Annotated in this window: 13 protein-coding genes; 5 read left to right on the top strand and 8 right to left on the bottom strand. The window is 73.9% G+C overall.

The window, feature by feature from the left end; genetic code table 11:
- Window positions 1–3: 3 nt before the first annotated feature.
- Window positions 4–1,422, bottom strand: a complete 1,419-nt coding sequence (gene ptlI / locus ADK60_RS37100; protein ID WP_053651211.1) for a pentalenene oxygenase — start codon at window positions 1,420–1,422, stop codon at window positions 4–6.
- A 273-nt stretch (window positions 1,423–1,695) separates the two neighbouring features.
- Between ptlI and ADK60_RS47260 the strand changes: the two genes are divergently transcribed.
- Window positions 1,696–3,216: a GNAT family N-acetyltransferase gene (locus ADK60_RS47260; RefSeq protein ID WP_234371451.1), complete on the top strand. Its 1,521-nt coding sequence runs from the start codon at window positions 1,696–1,698 to the stop codon at window positions 3,214–3,216.
- 69 nt (window positions 3,217–3,285) lie between these two features.
- On the opposite strand, the gene ADK60_RS37090 is transcribed toward ADK60_RS47260, so the two are convergent.
- Window positions 3,286–6,012: an ATP-binding protein gene (locus ADK60_RS37090; RefSeq protein ID WP_053651210.1), complete on the bottom strand. Its 2,727-nt coding sequence runs from the start codon at window positions 6,010–6,012 to the stop codon at window positions 3,286–3,288.
- Window positions 6,013–6,191: 179 nt separating this feature from the next.
- Window positions 6,192–6,551, bottom strand: coding sequence for a cyclic-phosphate processing receiver domain-containing protein (locus ADK60_RS37085; RefSeq protein ID WP_053651209.1), 360 nt, complete (start codon window positions 6,549–6,551; stop codon window positions 6,192–6,194).
- A gap of 188 nt (window positions 6,552–6,739) precedes the next feature.
- Between ADK60_RS37085 and ADK60_RS37080 the strand changes: the two genes are divergently transcribed.
- Together ADK60_RS37080 and ADK60_RS37075 are read left to right on the top strand one after the other, a co-directional pair.
- Window positions 6,740–7,744 (top strand): AraC-like ligand-binding domain-containing protein, encoded by a 1,005-nt coding sequence (locus ADK60_RS37080; RefSeq protein WP_063783383.1) that lies wholly within the window; start codon window positions 6,740–6,742, stop codon window positions 7,742–7,744.
- A 160-nt stretch (window positions 7,745–7,904) separates the two neighbouring features.
- Window positions 7,905–9,482, top strand: coding sequence for an MFS transporter (locus ADK60_RS37075; protein ID WP_053651207.1), 1,578 nt, complete (start codon window positions 7,905–7,907; stop codon window positions 9,480–9,482).
- Window positions 9,483–9,623: 141 nt separating this feature from the next.
- Here ADK60_RS37075 and ADK60_RS37070 read toward each other — a convergent pair whose 3' ends face one another.
- The 3 genes from ADK60_RS37070 to ADK60_RS37060 form a co-directional block, all read right to left on the bottom strand.
- Window positions 9,624–12,260: a PKD domain-containing protein gene (locus tag ADK60_RS37070; protein ID WP_159400732.1), complete on the bottom strand. Its 2,637-nt coding sequence runs from the start codon at window positions 12,258–12,260 to the stop codon at window positions 9,624–9,626.
- Window positions 12,261–12,601: 341 nt separating this feature from the next.
- Window positions 12,602–13,234 (bottom strand): RICIN domain-containing protein, encoded by a 633-nt coding sequence (locus tag ADK60_RS37065; RefSeq protein ID WP_053651205.1) that lies wholly within the window; start codon window positions 13,232–13,234, stop codon window positions 12,602–12,604.
- Window positions 13,235–13,463: 229 nt separating this feature from the next.
- Window positions 13,464–14,294, bottom strand: a complete 831-nt coding sequence (locus ADK60_RS37060) for a PIG-L family deacetylase (RefSeq protein WP_045943295.1) — start codon at window positions 14,292–14,294, stop codon at window positions 13,464–13,466.
- 380 nt (window positions 14,295–14,674) lie between these two features.
- Here ADK60_RS37060 and ADK60_RS37055 point away from each other — a divergent pair, with 380 nt between their 5' ends.
- Complete coding sequence (locus ADK60_RS37055; RefSeq protein ID WP_078897001.1) at window positions 14,675–15,319, top strand: SigE family RNA polymerase sigma factor; 645 nt, start codon at window positions 14,675–14,677, stop codon at window positions 15,317–15,319.
- A complete protein-coding gene (locus ADK60_RS37050; protein ID WP_053651204.1) occupies window positions 15,319–16,020 on the top strand; it encodes a hypothetical protein in 702 nt (233 codons plus the stop codon). Before ADK60_RS37055 ends, ADK60_RS37050 begins: the two co-directional genes overlap by 1 nt.
- Window positions 16,021–16,126: 106 nt before the next feature.
- On the opposite strand, the gene ADK60_RS37045 is transcribed toward ADK60_RS37050, so the two are convergent.
- Both ADK60_RS37045 and hemB read right to left on the bottom strand, forming a co-directional pair.
- Window positions 16,127–16,522 (bottom strand): transposase, encoded by a 396-nt coding sequence (locus ADK60_RS37045; RefSeq protein ID WP_045943292.1) that lies wholly within the window; start codon window positions 16,520–16,522, stop codon window positions 16,127–16,129.
- Between the two features lie 120 nt (window positions 16,523–16,642).
- Window positions 16,643–17,620, bottom strand: coding sequence for a porphobilinogen synthase (gene hemB / locus ADK60_RS37040; protein WP_053651203.1), 978 nt, complete (start codon window positions 17,618–17,620; stop codon window positions 16,643–16,645).
- Window positions 17,621–17,805: the final 185 nt, after the last annotated feature.

Below are 17,805 nucleotides of genomic sequence, written 5' to 3'. Positions count from 1 at the left end.
CCGTCATGCCGTCGCACCCGGGCCCGTCATGCCGTCGCACCCGTACGGTGCGCCCGCCGGGCTCGGCAGCGGTTCACGCTCCGACAGCCGCAGGCGCAGCCGTCGCGGCCGGTAGACGGTGGCGAGCGGGACGGCGCGGACATCGGCGTCCGGCTCGGGGGCCAGCCGCCAGCGGGAGAGGACGGTGGCGAGGACGAGGGTGGCCTCGGTCCGCGCGTACAGGTCGCCCAGGCACTTGCGGGCGCCGCCACCGAACGCGGTGAACGCCTGGCGGGCGAGCGGCGACTCCTCCTCGGGCCGCCAGCGGTCGGGGCGGAACTCGTCCGGCCGCGGGAAAGCCTCCGGATTGCGGGCCACGGCGGCGGGGCTGAAGACGAGGGTGGAGCCGCTCGGCAGCGGGACGCCCGCCAGCTCGGTGCCGGTGGTGGTCAGGCGGGTGAAGAGCCAGCCGGGCGGGTGGAGGCGGAGGGTCTCGGTGATCACCCGACCGGTCAGGGGGAGGGCGGGGAGGTCCTCCCAGCCCACCGGGCGCCCGCCGAGGACGGTGTCGATCTCCCGGTACAGCTCCTCGGCGACCTCCGGGTGCCGCGACAGCCGGTGGAAGACCCACACCAGCGTGGCGGCCACCGTCTCGGTGCCCGCCGCCATCACGGTGATCACCTGGTCGTGCACCTCGGCGTCGGTCAGCCGCCCGCCGTCCTCGTCCCGGGCCGCGAGCAACGCGCCGAGCAGGTCCGGGGTCGCCCCGGCTGTCGACCCGGGGTTCCCCTCGTACCCGGCGATCAGCCGCTCGGTCACCTCGTGCAGCTGCCGCAGCGCCGTCCGGTAGCGCTGGTTGGCCGGGGTCGGCAGGCGGCGCAGCGACCGGGGCAGGAACATCTGCCGGAACAGCCCGTTCAGCACCGTGTCGAAGGCCCGCTCCACGCCCCGGGTGAGCCCCTCGTCGAGCGCGGTCGACCAGAGCGTGCGGGCCACCACCCGCAGCGCCAGCCCGTACAGCTCGGGGAACGCCTCGATCACCTGGCCGTCCCGCCAGCGCGCCGTGGTGGCCTCGATCTCGGTGTGCATCGCCTCGGCGTAGTGCCGCAGCTGCGGGCGGGTGAAGGCGCTCTGCATCAGCCGCCGCTGCCGGCGGTGGTCCTGGTACGGGCAGGTGACCAGGCCGTTGCCGGCGACGTCGCGGGCCCGGTCGTAGAAGACCCCGCCCTTGTCGTAGACCTGGTCGCCGGTCAGTACCCGGCGCAGCAGTTCGGGATGGCAGGGCACGTAGGCCGTGGACGGGCCGAGCCTGATCCGCACCAGGTCGCCGTGGGCGGCCAGCGCGGTCATGAACCGGACCGGGCTGCGCATCATCTGCCAGGCGTGCCCGACCCCCGGCACCGCTCCGGGGGCCGTCCCGACCACGAACGTCCGCTCTGCCAACGCGTTCCTCCTCGTCCCCGGGCCCGCGCCGCACCCGCTCGGCGGCGCGCCCCGAGTACTGCATCGGCCGATCGGCCGCCCAGGTGAAGCCCGGCGGACGCTCAGGTCCGATGCCCGTGCCCGCGCCCCGGCGGCCCGGCGTGCGGCAGGACGACCCCGGTCGGCCCGGCGGCGGCCGGTCACATTACGTCGGCATGACTGAAGCCGGTCGTCCGGTGGCCGACCTAGTGTCAGTGACGTCACCCCCCAGCACCGAGAACGAAAGCAGGCCGCGTGCGCCAGCTCACCTACTACGTCGGCACCACCCTCGACGGCTTCGTCGCGGGACCCGACGGCAAGTCCGACTTCCTCCCCTTCGAGGGCGACCTCGCCGCCGCACGGCTGGCCGAGTACCCCGAGACCGTCCCGGCCCACGGCGGTGGGGCCGCGAACCCCACCGCCGGCCGGCGTTTCGACACCGTCCTGATGGACCGCGCCGGCTACGAATCCGGCCTCGCCGCCGACGGCACCAGCCCCTACCCGCACCTCACCCAGTACCTCTTCTCCAACACTCCCGACGGTCTCGACCCCGCCGTGGAGCTCGTCCCCGGTGACCCGGTGGCCTTCGTCCGCGCGCTCAAGGCCCAGGACGGCGCGGGCATCTGGCTGCGCGGCGGCGCGGACCTCGCCGGACAGCTGATCGAGGAGATCGACGAACTGGTCGTCGAGCGCCACCCCTTGGCCACCGGCTCCGGCGTCCCGCTGTTCCGCGCCCCGTTCCGGCCCACCGCCTTCACGCTGACCGACTCCCGGGTCTTCAGCTCCGGCGTCACCCTCACCACCTACACGAAGGAGAACCGTATGCAGCTGCGCCCCATCACCGAGGCCGACCTCGACCGGGTCACCGCCGTCACCGTCGACGAGCCGGTCGGCTGGATCGAGGCCGACCGCTACCTGGAGGAACTGAAGGAGGGCATGTACCGCCCGGAGTGGACCTGGATCGCCGAGCAGGACGGCCGGGTACTGGCCCGCGCCCTGTGGTGGGGCCACGCCACCGGCGAACACCCGCTCGCCCTGGACTGCCTGTACGTCGACCCCTCGGTCGAGGACCGCGCCGCGCTCGGCGCCGACCTGGTCCGGGCCGGCCTGCGGGCCTTCACCGAGCAGGGCGCGACCAAGCTCCCGCTCTACAACCTGACGCTCCCGCAGGGCTGGCGCGAGGACCCGGCCGCGGTCGCGGCCACCGACTGGCGGCGCGACGCCGCGCTGGCCGCCGGGCTCACCGACGTGGTGGAACGGCTGCGCCTGGAGTGGACGCCCGAGGCCGGACTGCCGGCCTCCAGCGGGCGGCTGACCTTCACCGAGGGCACGGACGAGGAGTTCCTCGACGTCTTCCGACGGATCGCGGTGGGCAGCCTGGACGGCGAGACCCGCCGCAACATCGCCCTGATGGGGGCCGAGGCCACCGCCCAGGAGGAGGTGGACTTCTACCTCGGCTGCCCGGGGGAGCGCTCCTGGTGGCGGATCGCCCGCACCCCCGACGGCGAGGTGGCCGGTCTGGCCCTGCCGTCGGCGACGCCGTACAACCGCAACGTCGGCTACCTCGGCGTGGTCCCCGAACTGCGCGGCCGGGGGTACGTCGACGAGGTGCTGGCCGAGATCACCCGGGTCCAGGCGGAGGCGGGGGCCGAGCTGATCACGGCCACCACGGACACCGACAACGCCCCGATGGCCGCCGCCTTCGCCCGGGCCGGCTACCGGGTCTCCCAGACCCGCCTGATCTGGTCGGCGCCGGAAACGGCCCCGACCGCCTGAACGGCCGACCGCTCCCCGGGGGCGCCACCCCCTCGGGGCCGTCCCGCCGTCCCTCGGCGCCGCCCCGCCTCAGGCGGCCAGCAGGGCGGCGAGTTCGGTCCGGGAGCCGACACCCAGCTTGGGGAAGGCCCGGTACAGGTGGTGCCCGACCGTCCTCGGGCTGAGGAACAGCTGTGCCGCGATCTCCCGGTTGCTCGCCCCGGTGGCGGCCAGCCGGACCACCTCCCGCTCCTGCGGGCTGAGCAGGCTGATCGGCCCGTCCTGCCGGGCGGTCAGCACGGTCTCCCCGCCGGCCGCGCCCAGCTCCGACCTGGCCCGCTCGGCCCAGGGCCGCGCGCCGAGCGCCTCGAAGCCGTCCAGCGCGGCGCGCAACTGCTCCCGGGCGTCGAGCTGCCGGCGCAGACGGCGCAGCCACTCCCCGTACAGCAACGCGGTGCGGGCCCGGTCGAACGCGTTCCCGTCCCCGGTCCCGTCCTCGTGCCCGTTCCCGTTCCCGTTCCCGTCCCCGTGCAGGGCGAGCGCCGCGGTGAAGTGCTGCTCGGCCGAGCCGTCGGGGCCGGTCAGTGCCCGGCACCGGGCGGCCAGGGCGCCGAGCGCGGGCCGGTCCAGCGCGCCGGCCCATTCGTCGAGCACACCCGCCGCCTGCGCCGCCCGCTCCGGGCGGCCCGCCCGGACCGCCGCCTCCACCAGGTCCGGCAGCAGCGGCAGGCAGAGCAGCGGATGGCCGAGCTCCTGCCGGGCCGCCGCCAGTTCGTCGAGGGCCGCCTGCGCCCGGCCCAGGCCCAGTTCGAGCAGACCCCGGGCCCAGAGCGCGTCCGCCGCGGCCCGGCCCACGCCGCGCGGCCGCGCGTACCCGAGGGCCTCCTCGGTCAGGGCCCGGACCTGGTCCTCCTCGCCCCGGGCGGCGGCCGGCAGCGCCAGGGCGGCGCGCAGGTGGGAGGCCCGGTGGGCGAGGTCGTAGTACTCGGCCAGCCGGAGCGCCTCGGTGCCCCGGGCCGTCGCCTCCTCGTGGTGGCCCAGTGCCAGCTCCGCGCGGACCAGCAGGTCGAGGGTGGTGGGGAGCCAGCCGCTGATGCCCTGGTCCCGGCAGCGGGCGACGGCACCGAGCGCCACCCGGCGGGCGGTCGGGTGGTCGCCCGTCAGCAGGCAGTGGATGCCGGTCAGCAGGCGCTCCATCACACCCGTGTCCGCTTCGTCCGTGGCCGCCACCAGCGGCCGCAGCGCGGTGAGCGCGCCGGGCACGTCGTCCCCGAACAATCCGGCGGGCACGGCGAGCACGGGCAGCTCGGGGGCGCGGGACGCGACCTCCGCCATCAGTGCCGCGTCCCCGCCCGAGTAGGCCGCGTGGACGGCGTCGACGAGCAGCGAGGCCGTCGCCTCCGGGTGCGCGGCACCGGTCGCGTCGGCGCTGTCGAGCAGGATCCGGGCGGCCGCCGCCGGGCTGCGGTAGCCGAGCTCGACCACCGCCCTGGCCCGGGCGAAGTTCGCCGCCACCTCCTGGTCCGCCAGCGGCATCGGCACCTGGTCGGCGAGGGCGCCGCAGCGCTCGTCCTGACCCGCGTCGGCGGCCTTCCGGGCGGCCTGGACCAGGCGCCGGGCCCGCAGGTCCCGGTCCGCGGTCAGCTGGGCGGCGCGCTCGTACGCCGCGGAGGCGGACGCCATCGCCTGCCGGTTCCCGGCCCACTCGGCGACCCGCTCCAGCTCCTCGGCGACCCCCTCGTCCGGGCCGGTCGCCGCGGCGGCCAGGTGCCAGGCCCGCCGGTGCGGCTGTCCGGCCTCGTCCAGCGCCCCGGCGAGCGCGCGGTGGGCGGCGATCCGGCGGGCGAGCGGGGCACTCCGGTAGGCGGCGTACCGGACCAGCGGGTGCCGGAAGCGCACCAGTTCGCCGGAGAGGACCACCAGCCCGGCCCGCTCGGCGGGTTCGAGGTCCTCCACGCCCGCACCGAGCTCCCGGGCGGCCGCCAGCACCGTGCCGAGGCTCCCGGTGTCGTCGGCGGCCGCGACCAGCAGCACCAGCCGCGCGGCCTCCGGCAGCCGCCCGACCTGCTCCAGGAAGCCGTCCTGGATCCGGCCGCGCAGTGCGGCGGCCGTCTCGGGCAGCGCCAGCGGGCCCAGCCGACCGGCGCGCTGGGCGGGCGTCAGGGCGGCGGACAGTTCGATCAGCGCCAGCGGATTGCCCCCGGCCTCCTCCAGCACGCGATCGGCGACGTACGGGGGCAGTCCGGTGAGCAGTTCGGCGGCGGCCGTCCGGTCCAGACCCTCGACGAGCAGCCCCGGCAGGCCCTTCACGGTGGCGCCCGGCGCCCCGTCGCGGACCGCGAAGAGCATCACGACGCCCTCCGCGCGCAGCCGGCGCGCGGCGAAGGTCAGCATGTCCACCGACGGCTGGTCCACCCACTGCGCGTCGTCGACCAGGCAGAGCAGCGGCCCGTCGGCGGCGGCCTCCGACAGCATGGTGAGGACCGCGAGGCCGACGGTGAAACTGTCCCGCACCTCGTCGGCGGTGAGTCCGAACACCGCCCGCAGGGCGGCGGCCTGCGCCGGCGGCAGGCCGTCGACGAGGTCCAGCACGGGCAGGAACAACTGGTGGAGGCCGCCGTAGGCGAGCTCCATCTCCGACTCGATGCCCTCCACCCGCAGTACCCGGGCACCCCCGGCCTGCCCGGCGGCCCAGTCGAGCAGGGCGCTCTTGCCGATCCCCGCCTCACCGTGGAGCAGCAGCGCGCCGCTGTTCCCCCGGCGGCCGTCCGCCAGCAGTCGGCCGATCTGCTCCTGCTCCGTACTGCGCCCCCGCACGATGTGCCCCTGCTCCTGGTGTCCTGCTGTCGCGTCCGTAAGGCCCCCGCGGGGCCGGACGGCGGCGACCGGCGGTCGCCCCCGCGATCCTCTCATCAGCGCGTTTGCACCTTCACGGGCACCCGTCCGGGAGGATCCGGGCGCCCGGCAGCCGACGCCGTACCGAGCGGTGCAGCTCGTCAGGACCCGCCGGAATGTCCCTCGGCCGACGCCCGCCGGACGCGGTAGCCCCAGCGCTCGAGCGACCGGACCACGGTTGCGGCGCCGACGGGGTTGGCGCTGTGGACGAGCACCTCACCGATCCGGAACGGCCGTCCGTCGAAGGCGGCCTGTTCCAGCAGGGTCACCACCGGCATGACGGTGTCGTCGCCGCCGAGATCGTGGTCGAGCCACAGCTCGTCCACGTAGCTGTCGCGGTGCTCCTCCAGGAGCAGGACACCCTCCTGGCTGGTGCGGGCGATCCGCGTCGCCCGGGGGAGCGGCCGCAGGTCGTCCACACCGAGGACGACGGGACCGGGCGCGGCGAAAACGTCTTTCATCGGACCATTGTGCGGCGGGTAGCGTGACAAGCGTTCGTTCGACAGGGGGGAGGACGTGAAGCGTGCAGGCAGCAGAACCTGCCGTACCGGCACGTCCGTAGCGCCGCGAGCGGACGACGGGTCAGGGACGGGCCGGTGACGTGCGGAAACTACACTGGACGAGGGTTCGGCCGCCGTGCGTGGTCGAGATGACGGGGGGTCAGTACGTGTGGTCGACGAGGTCCGGTGCCGGGGTGCCGGCGGCGCACTGGTTCAAGTGGTTCACCGACATGGTCGCCCGTGACGCGGCCCCGGTGGCGGTCGGCAGTCCGCAGGCCGGTGACTTCGAGGCGGAGGCGGCCTTCCTGAGCCTCGGTCCGGTCGGGGTGTCGATCCACACCCACCCCGCGCTGCGTTCGCGCCGGTCGGCGGCGCTGACCCGGCGCAGCGATCCCGAGCAGTACCAGCTGGCGCTGGTCGACGGGGCGAACCCGATGTGGATCTCCCGGCGCGGCACCGACTCCGGGCCGGCCAGTGGCGAGCTGGTGCTCCGGGACACCTCGCGGCCGTTCGAGGCCGGGGCGCGGGACGAGCACGGGGGCAGCCGCCGCCTCGTCCTGCACATCCCCCGGACGGAGCTCCCGATCAACCCCGACAAGGCCGACCGGCTGCTCGCCCGGCGGATCCCCGCCCAGCGCGGGACGGGGGCGATCCTGGTCCGGTTCCTCACCTCCCTGGGCGAGCACGCCGCCGAGTGCGGGCCGGAGGAGCTGGGGCGGCTGGGCGCGATCGCCCGGGACCTCGCCGCCGTCTGCCTGGCCGAGCACGCCGACGCCGCCCGCGAGGTCGACGCCGGGGCGCAGTCGCGGGCCCTGCTGGAGCGGGTGAAGGTGTTCATCGAGCACAACCTCGACGACCCCGACCTCGCGCCCGGCACGATCGCCGAGCGCCACCACATCTCCGTGCGCTCGTTGCACCTGCTGTTCCAGCACGAGGAGGAGAGCGTCAGCAGGCTGATCCGCCGTCGCCGCCTCGAACGCTGCCGTGCCGACCTCGCCCGGCCGGAGCTGGCCCACCACTCGGTGCGGGACCTCGCCGCGCGCTGGGGTTTCGCGAACGCGTCCGCGTTCGGCCGGGCCTTCCGCGAGGCGTACGGGCTGACACCGCGAGACCACCGCCGGCGCAGCATGCCGGGCGCGCTCACGGATCACTGACCGCCCCGGTCCTGGTCCGGCAGGCGTTGCCCCGGGCCGGTCGCTAGCATGGGAGTCGCCGAACCAACGGCAGGAATCCGGGCCCGTTCGGCCGCGAACGGCCCGCCCCACAGGTGGCCTGCCGGCAGCCGACGTGCGGACGCACCCCGGAGGCACAGCGATGGCCACTGCTCCCGCCGGCGGATCCTCGCGCTATCTGGTGCTGGCAGCGATGATCTTCGCCGTCGCGATGACTTTCATCGACCAGACCATCGTGTCGATCGCCGTGCCGAACATCCAGTACGAGCTGAAGCTGACCAGTACGGGCGTGCAGTGGGCGGTCAACGCCTACCTGCTCACGCTGGCGGCGTTCTTCGCCTTCGGCGGCCGGCTCGCCGACACCGTCGGCCACCGCAGGATGGTGGTGCTCGGGGTGCTGGTCTTCGCGGGCGCCTCGGCCTGCTGCGGCCTCACCCCCACCGGGAGCCTGGCCGAGGCGTGGCTGATCACCTTCCGCGCCGTCCAGGGCTTCGGCGGCGCCATCATGTTCCCGGCGGCGCTGGCGATCGTGGTGCAGAGCTTCGCACTGCGCGAGCGGGGGCGGGCGCTGGCCCTGTTCTTCGGTATCGCGGGCGGTCTGACCGCGATCGGACCGGTCCTCGGCGGCTACCTGACCGAGTGGACCTGGCGTGCCATCTTCTGGGTGAACCTGCCGGTGGCCGCCGTCGCGCTGGTGCTGGTCGCGATCTCCAAGCCGGTGACGGAGATCCGCCCGGCGCCCATGGACTACCGGGGCCTGGCCCTGATCGCCGGCGGTGTCGCGCTGAGCGTCTTCGGGTTCCAGCAGTCGCAGGTCTGGGGCTGGTCCAACCCGGCGATCGGGCTCTGCATCGCGGCCGGAGTCGTGCTGCTGGTCGTCTTCGTGCTCGTCGAGAAGCGCACCGCCTCGCCGCTGATCCAGGTGGACATCTTCCGCATCCGTGCGTTCTCGGTGCAGAACCTGGTGCTCGGCATCTCGATGCTGGTCTTCGTCCCGGTGTTCTTCTTCTCCAGCGAGTACGCGCAGATCGCGCTGGGCGACTCCTCCTCGGAGGCCGGTGTCTTCCTGCTGTACTTCTTCATCGGCTTCGTGATCGCCTCGCAGATCGGCGGCCGGATGCTCGACCGTGGCGGCGCCAAACGCCCGGTGGTGATCGGGTGCGTCCTGGCCGCGGTCGGGTTCCACCTGTGGGCGGGCGACGTGACCTCGTTGAGCTTCGGCGAGCAGCAGTGGGACGTCGTGCTGGCGGGCGCGGGCATGGGCTTCATGCTCTCGCCCGCCAGCACGGACGCGGTCAACCGGGCCTCCCGGCTGTCCTACGGCGAGGCGACCGGCATCACCCAGACGGTTCGCAACTACGCCGCCGGCCTGGGGCTGGCGGTGCTGGGGACCGTCCTGGTCACCGACCTGCGGACCCGGCTGACCGACTCCCTGGTCGCCCAGGGCCTGCCGCACGACCAGGCGGCAGCCACGGCCGCCCACCTCTCCCAGGTCCAGACGCAGAGCGGCGGGAGCGGGGGCGCCGCGGCCGTCCCGCAGTTCTTCCGGGAGGACTTCGCCCACGCCACCCAGACGGTCTTCCACTGGATGGCTGCCATCATGGCCGTGGCGGCGCTGGTGGCGATCGTCGGCCTCCGCCGGGGCGTGCAGGCCGAGGTCGCCGCGGAGGACCAGGACCAGGAGCAGCCGCTGCCGAGCGGACGCGAGGGCGGAGCCTGAGCCGTGCCGCGCCGACCTGCCGGGGCCCCGGACGTTCCCGGTGGACCAGCTGTGGCGCTCCGGGGCGATGACGGCGGCGCGGGACGGTCGCCTTCCGGTTGCCGCCCCGCCCCGCCCCGCCGCTGATCACGCCGCGTGCCGTCAGCCCTGGGGCCAGGCGTCGGTGAAGTAGCCGAACAGGTCGGCGATGATGTCGGTGCTGCCGACGTGGTTGTAGACGTCGACCTTGCCGTCGGCGCCGACCGGGGTGGTGACGTGGTTGGGCACGGTCCGGCCGGCCAGCAGGTTGAGGTTGCTGGTGCCGGGGCGGGGGGCGCCGTGGGCGTGCACGGTGAGGTAGCTGTCGTCGGTGGTGTCGGTGGACGTGACGTTCAGGACGGCCGCCCGGGCGCCGGCCGGGATGCCGCCGACGACGGTGGTGCTGTCCGGGCCGGGCTTGGCGAACGGCGTGGTGCGGGTGTCGGTCAGGCGCACGGGCACGGTCGGCGTGAACTTGGCCTTGCCGTTCGGGGCGTAGTACCCGAAGACGTCGAGGATGACGTGGGTCGAACCGGCGTTGTTGTACACGTTGACGGTGCCGTCCGGACCGACCGGGACGACGACCTGGTTGGACTTGTCCTTGCCGGGCTCCGGGTTCAGGTTGGAGCTGACCGGCTTGGTCCCGCCGCCCGGGTACACCTTGAGGTGGGTGTCGACCGAGGTCTCGGTGCTGGTCAGGTTGAGCACCACGGAGGTGGCGTCGGCCGGGACGCCGCCGACGCCCGCGACCTTCACCGCGCGGGTCTCGCCCGAGCCCAGCGCGGAGCTGTCGCGGGTGTCCACCAGCCGGTTCGGCGACAGCGGGGTGAACAGGTCGCCGCCGTTGGGGCGGTAGAAGCCGACGACGTCGACGATGACCTCGGCGCGACCGGCGTTCAGCATGGTGCTGATCCGCTTGGCGTCGCCGATCGGCACGGTGACGAGGTTGGACGAGGTGCGGCCCGCGGCCACGTTCACGTTCGAGGTGGTCGGGCGGGGCTGGCCGGTCGGCCAGACGGTGAGGTGGGTGTCCTCGGTGGCCTCGGTGACGGTCACGTTCAGGACGACCGTGGAGACGTTGCCCGGCACGCCGTTCGCCCCGGGCGCGGTGCCGGTCGGCAAGGTGAACGGCACCTCGCGGCCGCCCGTGAGGTCGAGGTTCGCGTCCTCGCGGGTGTCGGCGAGCCGGTACGGCTGCGTGCGCAGGAATCCGGTCGGGGCGTACGCGGCCCGGAAGGGGTAGGCGGCGGTGCTGGTGCGGCCGGTGCTGTCGGTGACCGTCACCGTGACCGTGTAGTCGCCCGGCGAGGCGTACCCGTGGACGACCGGGTCCAGGGTGTTCCGGGTGACGGCGGGGGAGCCGTCGCCGTAGTCCACCACGACCTTGGCGACCGGCCACGGCGAGGAGGTCGCCGACGGGTCGAGCCGCACGCCCAGCGGCGGGGCGTCGGAGGTGTCGAACTGGTCCGGAACGACCTGCTGGACGGTGGCGCGGGTGGTCAGCGGGCCCGGGACGGTGCTCTGCACCTGCACCGCGTAGCGGCCGGTGAACGGCTGGCCGCCGCCGGTGTCCACGGTGACGTTCGCGTAGAAGGTGCCCGCCTTGGTGTAGACGTGCTTGACGGACGGGGAGTTCGAGGTGACCGAGGGGGTGCCGTCGCCGAAGTCGTAGCGGTAGCTCATCACGGAGGTCGGCCAGTGGGCCGTCTCCGGGCCGGTGGTCGCCGTCAGCGTGATCTCGGTGCCGTAGGGGGCCCGCTGCTGGTCGGCCGCCAACTGGGCGGTGGTGATGGGCTCCTGGCGCTCGCTCGCGCCGCGGTCGTGGTAGCCGAGGCCGGTGCCGAGGTTCGGGCGGGACGGGTCGTCGGCCGGGTGCGCGGCCGGTACGAAGCCCGGCGCGTTCTCGTCGGCGGAGTCGACGACCTCGCTGTTCGCGGCGTTGCCGTCCTGCCAGCGCGGCAGCACGTGGTCGTGGGTGCCGGCCCGGCCGTCCGTCGCAGCAGAGAGGGACTCGGGCGTGGAGTGCGCGGTGCCGGCCCAGAGGTACGGCGTGCCGTTGCTGAAGTTCGTCCAGTACGGCGCGACGGTGTTGGAGCCGGCCCGGGTGTCCTTCGCCGACAGCGCGGAGACCACGATCTCCGCGCCTGCGGGGTTCGGGCAGCTGAACGGCGCGGCGGGCGAGAAGTGGTTGAGCACCAGGTTGTTGAAGAGGTTGGAGCCGGCGGAGTCGCCGGCCAGCTCGATGCCGGCCGTGCAGCTGTCGGCGAGCGTGTTGTTGGTCAGGGTCGTTCCGGGGGAGTCGGTGACCTTGATCCCGAAGGCATCGGCGCGGGTCACGGTGACCCGGTTGGACCCGGTGACCTGGATCTCCCGCGCGGTCGTCGACTGCAGGACGACGTCGTGCACACCGGACAGCCGTACATCGCCGCCCACCGCGCCCTTGATGGTGATGGGCCGACCGGGCTCGCCGGACTTCGTGACCACGGCCCCGGAGCCGTTCGAGGACCGGGTCACCTGGACCGTCTGCCCCGGCAGCGCCGCCGCGGCGGCCGCGGTGACGGAGCAGAACGGCTTCGCCGCCGTTCCCGTCGCGGCGTCCGAGCACGCCGGGTCCCCGGCGTCGACCCGCAGTACCCCGGGCGCCTCGTCGTTCGAGCCGGCCGGTCCGGCGGTGGCGGCGGAAGCCGTGGCGGCGGGAAGGCCACCGAGCACGGTGACGAGGCCTGCGGCGAGCAGGCCCTTGGCGCGAGTGGGGCGCACGATGCGGTCCTTCGGGGGTGGGGACGGGAGTCCGATCCGGCGGGCACGGACCCGCGGGGCGGAACGGCCCACATGGATTGCAGGCGGAGTAATTATGATGAGCGCTCCGACGGCGCCCGTCACCACCCCCCCGTCTGCGAGCGACACACTGCAGGCACAGGCCCTTCCTGGCCTGCCGACCTGCGGCAGCGGGAGAGGTGGCCGGACCGGGCGGGGAAGGCCGCCGGGCGCAATGCCCGGCGGCCCCTCGCGTCACGAGCGGACGGTCGCACGTGGATCCCGGCGGTCCGGCCGGTGCACCGGATCTGTCCCCGGTCGGCCCGCCGGGTGTCCCGGGAATGTCAGGCTTCGAACCACAGCTGGTTGTAGCCGTAGTGGCAGTCCCACTGCCCGGCCGGGTCGCCGTCGCCGGTGCGCCAGCTGAGGATCTCCAGGCACTTGCCCGACGGGGAGCTGGAGACGGAGTTGACGTTGCGGAAGTACATGGAGCCGTCACTGTTGCCGTACCAGTACCAGCCCTGCGTCTTGGAGCCGTTGCACGTCCACTGGTTGGCGGTGGCCCCGTTGGCGGTCGAGTCGCCGCGGATCTCCAGGCACTTGCCCGAGTTGACGTTGGTGAACTTGAAGCCGCCGTTCGCATTGCTCCCACTGATCCACGCCTGGGTGGCCGAGCCGTTGCACGTCCACTGGTTGGCGGTGGCCCCGTCGGCGGTCGAGTCGCCGCGGATCTCCAGACAGAGGTTGGAATGGCGGTTCTTGAAGCGGAAGGTCTCCAGGGCCGTCCGCGCGGCTGCGGCGGCGGGGCTGCCGGGCAGGATCAGCTGGAAGCCCGGCAGCGGAGCCGGGGCGTCCGCGGCCCAGGCGGGCACGGCCGCCCCGGCGGCGGGGGACGTCGCGCCGGCGGTCCCGGAGAGGGTGGCGGTGCAGGCGGCGGCGGCCATGGCGCCGACGAGGACGCGCGGGAACCTCTTCATGGTTGCTCCCCAAAGCGGTGGAATAACGGTCGGGGGCGGCGCTACCGATGCCACCCCGCCCGAGTCAGCCTGCCGCATCGACGGGCACGGAGATTGTAGGAATACGCACAACCATCTCCGTCCGCCGACCCACCACCGCCCCGACCGGTGGCGCAGGCCGTAGCCGCCCTGCGCCACCGGGTTTCTCCGCCGCCGGGGTTCCCGCGGGTTCGCCCGGCCCCGGGACTGCTCAGCGCAGGCCGGCGAAGAGGTCGTTCTCGGGAAGGGCGGCGCCGGTGGTGTCCTGGACCCGGACGAAGGTCTCCACACCCATCAGCTCGGTGAACTTCTCCTTGCCCATCTTCAGGAAGAAGATGTTCTCGCCCTGGCTGGCGTGCGCGGCCAGCGCGTCGAACTTCTGGCCGCCGAACCCGGTGGTGTCGACCCAGGTGGTGATCTCCTCGTCGGGGAGGCCGATCTCGGGCAGCTCCGACTCCTCGGAGCCCGGCTCCTCCCAGTCGCCGCCGAGCTCGCGCATGACCTCACCGAAGCGCGCCATCATCGAGCGCGGGGCCGTCGTCCAGTACACCTTCGGCGTCGCGCCGGACAGCTCCAGCGCCCTCGACGTGATGCGGTTGGCCTGGATGTGGTCGGGGTGGCCGTAGAAGCCGTTCTCGTCGTAGGTCACCACCACGTCGGGCCGGTACGTCCGGATCAGATCGGCGAGGCGGGCGGCCGCCTCGTCCACCGGCGTCGTCCAGAACGAGCCGGGCGCGTCGTTGGCGGCCCAGCCCATCATCCCGGAGTCCCCGTAGTCGAGCATTTCGAGGTGGTCGACCTTGAGCACCTCGCAGCTGGCCCGGAGCTCCTGACGGCGCATCGCGGCGACGGCCGCCGGGTCGTGTCCTGCCTCCCCGGGCTTGACACCTCCCGGGCCGTCTCCGCAAGCGCCGTCGGTACAGGTGACGAGCACCGTGCGGATGCCCTCGGCCGCGTAGCGGGCGAGCACACCCCCCGTACCGGTGGCTTCGTCGTCGGGGTGGGCGTGCACGGCCATCAGCGTCAAGGGCCGGTCGGTCATGGGAATCGTCCTTCGGTCTGCCGAGTGTTCGGCCTCAGTGTGCGGTACGGGTCCGACAGCGGACGGTTCGCCGTGCCTCTGACCGACTGTTGGGAACGACGGAGCCGCCGCACCTATTCCGGCCTGCCGTGCTTCCCTTGAGCCGTCGACCGGTCGTGCCACCGATACTGGACCGGAGCCGGGTCCGGCCCCGACGCGCTGTCCACCGCCGGCCCACCGTCCGTCGCGCCCGCCGTCGACCGGCTGCCCGGCTGTCCGGTTGTCCGGCGGTGTCCCGGGGTGATTCGGCGCCGACGTGCAACCTTTGCGGCCGTGCGGGGGTGAGTAGGGCGGAGTGGCGGTCCGGTGGGGCCGTCGCGCGGATCGCGGAGAGGAATGGGATGACCGCGAGTGCAATACCCGTACCGGTGGAGGACCGGTCCCGGCCGGTCGCGGAATCGGCTGCCGGACCACCTTCCCGGGCGGCGGCCGGGGAGGGTTCCGGCGTGCGGGAGCTGGGCTTCGAGGGGTTCGCCGCCACGCGCTGGCGGCGGCTGGTGCGTACCGCCTACCTGCTGACGGGCGACTACCACGAGGCCGAGGACGTGGTGCAGGCGACGCTGGCGAAGGTGTTCCGGAGCTGGTCCCGGATCAGCCGGCTGGACGAGCCGGACGCCTATGTCCACCGGGCCCTGGTGAACAACAACCTGAGCCGTCACCGGCGGCGCCGGGTCAGGCAGCTGCTGGTGCCCGTCCTCCCCGAGCGGGCGCACAGCGCGGGCACCGGCCACCGCGACGTCGAGGAGCGCTCGGTGCTGCTCCAGGCGCTGGCGGAACTGCCGCCGCGCCAGCGGGCCGTGGTCGTCCTGCGCTACTGGGAGGACATGAGCGAGCAGCAGGTCGCCGAGGTGCTCGGCTGCTCGGCGGGCAATGTGAAGAGCCAGGCCAGCCGGGGTCTGGCGAAACTGCGCGGCCACCCGGCGCTGGCCTCGTACGCGGTGGGGTCCGGTTCGACGATCGAGGGCACGAACGGAGGCAACAGGTGATGGACACCGAGGACATGGTGCGGGGGGCGCTGCGGGAGGAGGCCGACGGGCTCGCGGTGGGGGACTGGTCCGCCGGGGCCGTGCAGGTCCACGTGCGCCGGCAGCGGCGGGGCCGCCGGGTGGCGTTGGGGGTGTCCGCGGTGGCGGCCGCGCTCGTGGTGGTGGGCGGTACGGGCGCGGTCCTGTCGGCGCGGGACGGGGTCCGGGCCGTGGCGCCGGCCTCGCAGCCCTTGCCGGCGCCGGCCGGGCCGGCGCCCGAGGCCGTGGTCGTGGAGCCGGGCCAGCAACTGCCGCTGGGCCGCGAGAACTGGTGGATGCAGCTGAAGGACCAGGAGATCTGCATCCACGACGAGCCCGCGTACAAGACCGGTCCGGGGTGCGGTGGGTACTCCTGGGCGGCGGGCTCGACCGAGATCACCATGCAGTACTACGGATCGCCCCCGCAGAACCGGGAGGGCCTGTACAACCTCGTGTACAAGGGGCCCGGGCGGGTGGCCGCGATGGCCGTCGAGGTGGACGGCCAGGCGCACTGGGCCACCGTCGCCTCGCTCCCCGGGAGCCCGGGCTTCGCCAGCGGCTTCTACTGGGGGCCCGCCCTCAAGGAGTCCGGCACCCCGAGCGAATACCCGTCCGGCGGCATCCGGTTCGCCGCGTACGACGCCGAGGGGAAGGTGCTGGCGAGCAGGACGCTGGCGCCCTGAACCGGCATCGACCGCGCCGGGTCCCGCGGATCGCTCCGCGGGGCCCGGCGCGGGTCTCGGCGCGGGTCCGCGTGCGGACGGCGGATCCCTGTGGACGGCGGGGCCCTTACGGTCGACCGCGTCCGGGGCCCGGTCCGGGCCGGTCGGTGCCGGCCCGTCGCACCCGTACCGAGGCGGCGTCGACGATCGCCGACGTCCAGTCCGGCTCACCGCAAGCACCCGGCCTGTTCGGTGCGGCCCGGTGCAGTCGGCACCACAGCCCCGCCCTCGTCCAGGCGGAGAAGCGCCGGTGCGCGGTGGCCGGCGAGACCCCGAAGGTCGGTGGCAGGTGCCGCCACGCGCATCCGCTGGTCAGGACGTACACCACCGCGGCGAACACGGCCCGCTCGTCCAGCGGCGCGGTGCCACCGCCCTGGCGACGCGTCGCGAACGACGGCAACAACGGCGCGACCTGGTCCCACAGGCCGTCGGGGACCAGCCGCTGCGACAGATCAGCGCCCACGGAGCCATCATGCCCGCGGCGCGCCCCGATCCCACGTATTTATTGTCATGAACGTTACGAATATTTGCCTCGTCGACGTCCCCGCCCGGCGCCCGGTTCGGAGCCCCGTTCGGTGCCGGTTCAGCGTCGGTTCAGCCACCCGGCCGCCTCCGTCGCCCAGTAGGTGAGCACGATGTCGGCGCCCGCGCGACGGATCCCGGTGAGCGACTCCAGCACCGCGCGGTCCCGGTCGATCCAGCCGTTCGCCGCCGCGGCCTCGAGCATCGCGTACTCGCCGGAGACCTGGTAGGCGGCCACCGGCACCTCCGCGATGTCCTTGACCGCCCGGAGGACGTCCAGGTACGCCGTGGCCGGCTTCACCATGATCATGTCGGCGCCCTCGGCCAGGTCCAGCCGGGCCTCCCGCAGGCCCTCCCGCGCATTGGCCGGGTCCTGCTGGTAGGTCATGCGGTCGCCGACGAGCTGCGAGTCGACCGCCTCGCGGAACGGCCCGTAGAAGGCGGACGCGTACTTGACCGCGTAGGCGAGCACGGCCGCCTCGGTGTGGCCCGCCCGGTCCAGCGCGGCCCGGATCGCAGCCACCTGGCCGTCCATCATGCCGCTCGGCGCGACGACGTGCGCCCCGGCCTCGACCTGCGCCACGGCCATCTCGGCGTAGATCCGCAGCGTGCGGTCGTTGTCCACCCGACCGTGCTCGTCGAGCACCCCGCAATGGCCGTGCTCGGTGAACTCGTCGATGCAGACGTCGCCGATGATCACCGTCCCGTCGCCCACCTCGGCCCGCACGTCGCGCAGCGCCGCGTTGAGCACGCCGTCCGGGTCCAGGCCGCGGGACCCGTCCGCGTCGTACTCCAGCGGGATCCCGAAGAGGATCACGCCGCCGACTCCGGCCTCCACGGCTTCGACGACCGCCTTGCGCAGGGAATCGCGGGTGTGCTGAACGACACCGGGCATCGAGCCGATCGGGACCGGCTCGGTGGCGCCCTCCTTGACGAACAGGGGCAGCACCAGGTGGCGCGGCTCCACCGTGGTCTCGGCGACCAGGCGCCGCAGGGCGGGGGTGTGCCGAAGCCGTCGCGGGCGCTGTTCCGGAAACACCGATGTCCTCCTCGGGATCGACTGTACTCCAGCCTACGACCGGGCCGGCGCCCGGTCGGAAGCCACCACCGAAGCACGGTAACCGAGTTGGGCACGCCGGGTGACGCGCCGGGCGGGAGGTCGGCCGGTCGCCGGGGCAGGTGCCCGGGTGCGTCCTTCGAGCACGACCGGCCAAGTTGGGAACA

The organism is Streptomyces sp. XY431 (genome assembly GCF_001279805.1).
GTDB classification, from domain to species: domain Bacteria; phylum Actinomycetota; class Actinomycetes; order Streptomycetales; family Streptomycetaceae; genus Kitasatospora; species Kitasatospora purpeofusca.
This window is presented reverse-complemented; position numbering and strand designations above follow the sequence as displayed.

Bases quoted from the DNA above. Each gene is read 5' to 3' on its own strand.
- ADK60_RS37085 (WP_053651209.1), bottom strand. From the start codon at position 6,551: ATGAAAGACGTTTTCGCCGCGCCCGGTCCCGTCGTCCTCGGTGTGGAC.
- ADK60_RS37055 (WP_078897001.1), top strand. From the start codon at position 14,675: ATGACCGCGAGTGCAATACCCGTACCGGTGGAGGACCGGTCCCGGCCG.
- ADK60_RS37050 (WP_053651204.1), top strand. From the start codon at position 15,319: ATGGACACCGAGGACATGGTGCGGGGGGCGCTGCGGGAGGAGGCCGAC.
- ADK60_RS37080 (WP_063783383.1), top strand. From the start codon at position 6,740: ATGACGGGGGGTCAGTACGTGTGGTCGACGAGGTCCGGTGCCGGGGTG.
- ADK60_RS37060 (WP_045943295.1), bottom strand. From the start codon at position 14,294: ATGACCGACCGGCCCTTGACGCTGATGGCCGTGCACGCCCACCCCGAC.
- ADK60_RS37065 (WP_053651205.1), bottom strand. From the start codon at position 13,234: ATGAAGAGGTTCCCGCGCGTCCTCGTCGGCGCCATGGCCGCCGCCGCC.
- ADK60_RS37075 (WP_053651207.1), top strand. From the start codon at position 7,905: ATGGCCACTGCTCCCGCCGGCGGATCCTCGCGCTATCTGGTGCTGGCA.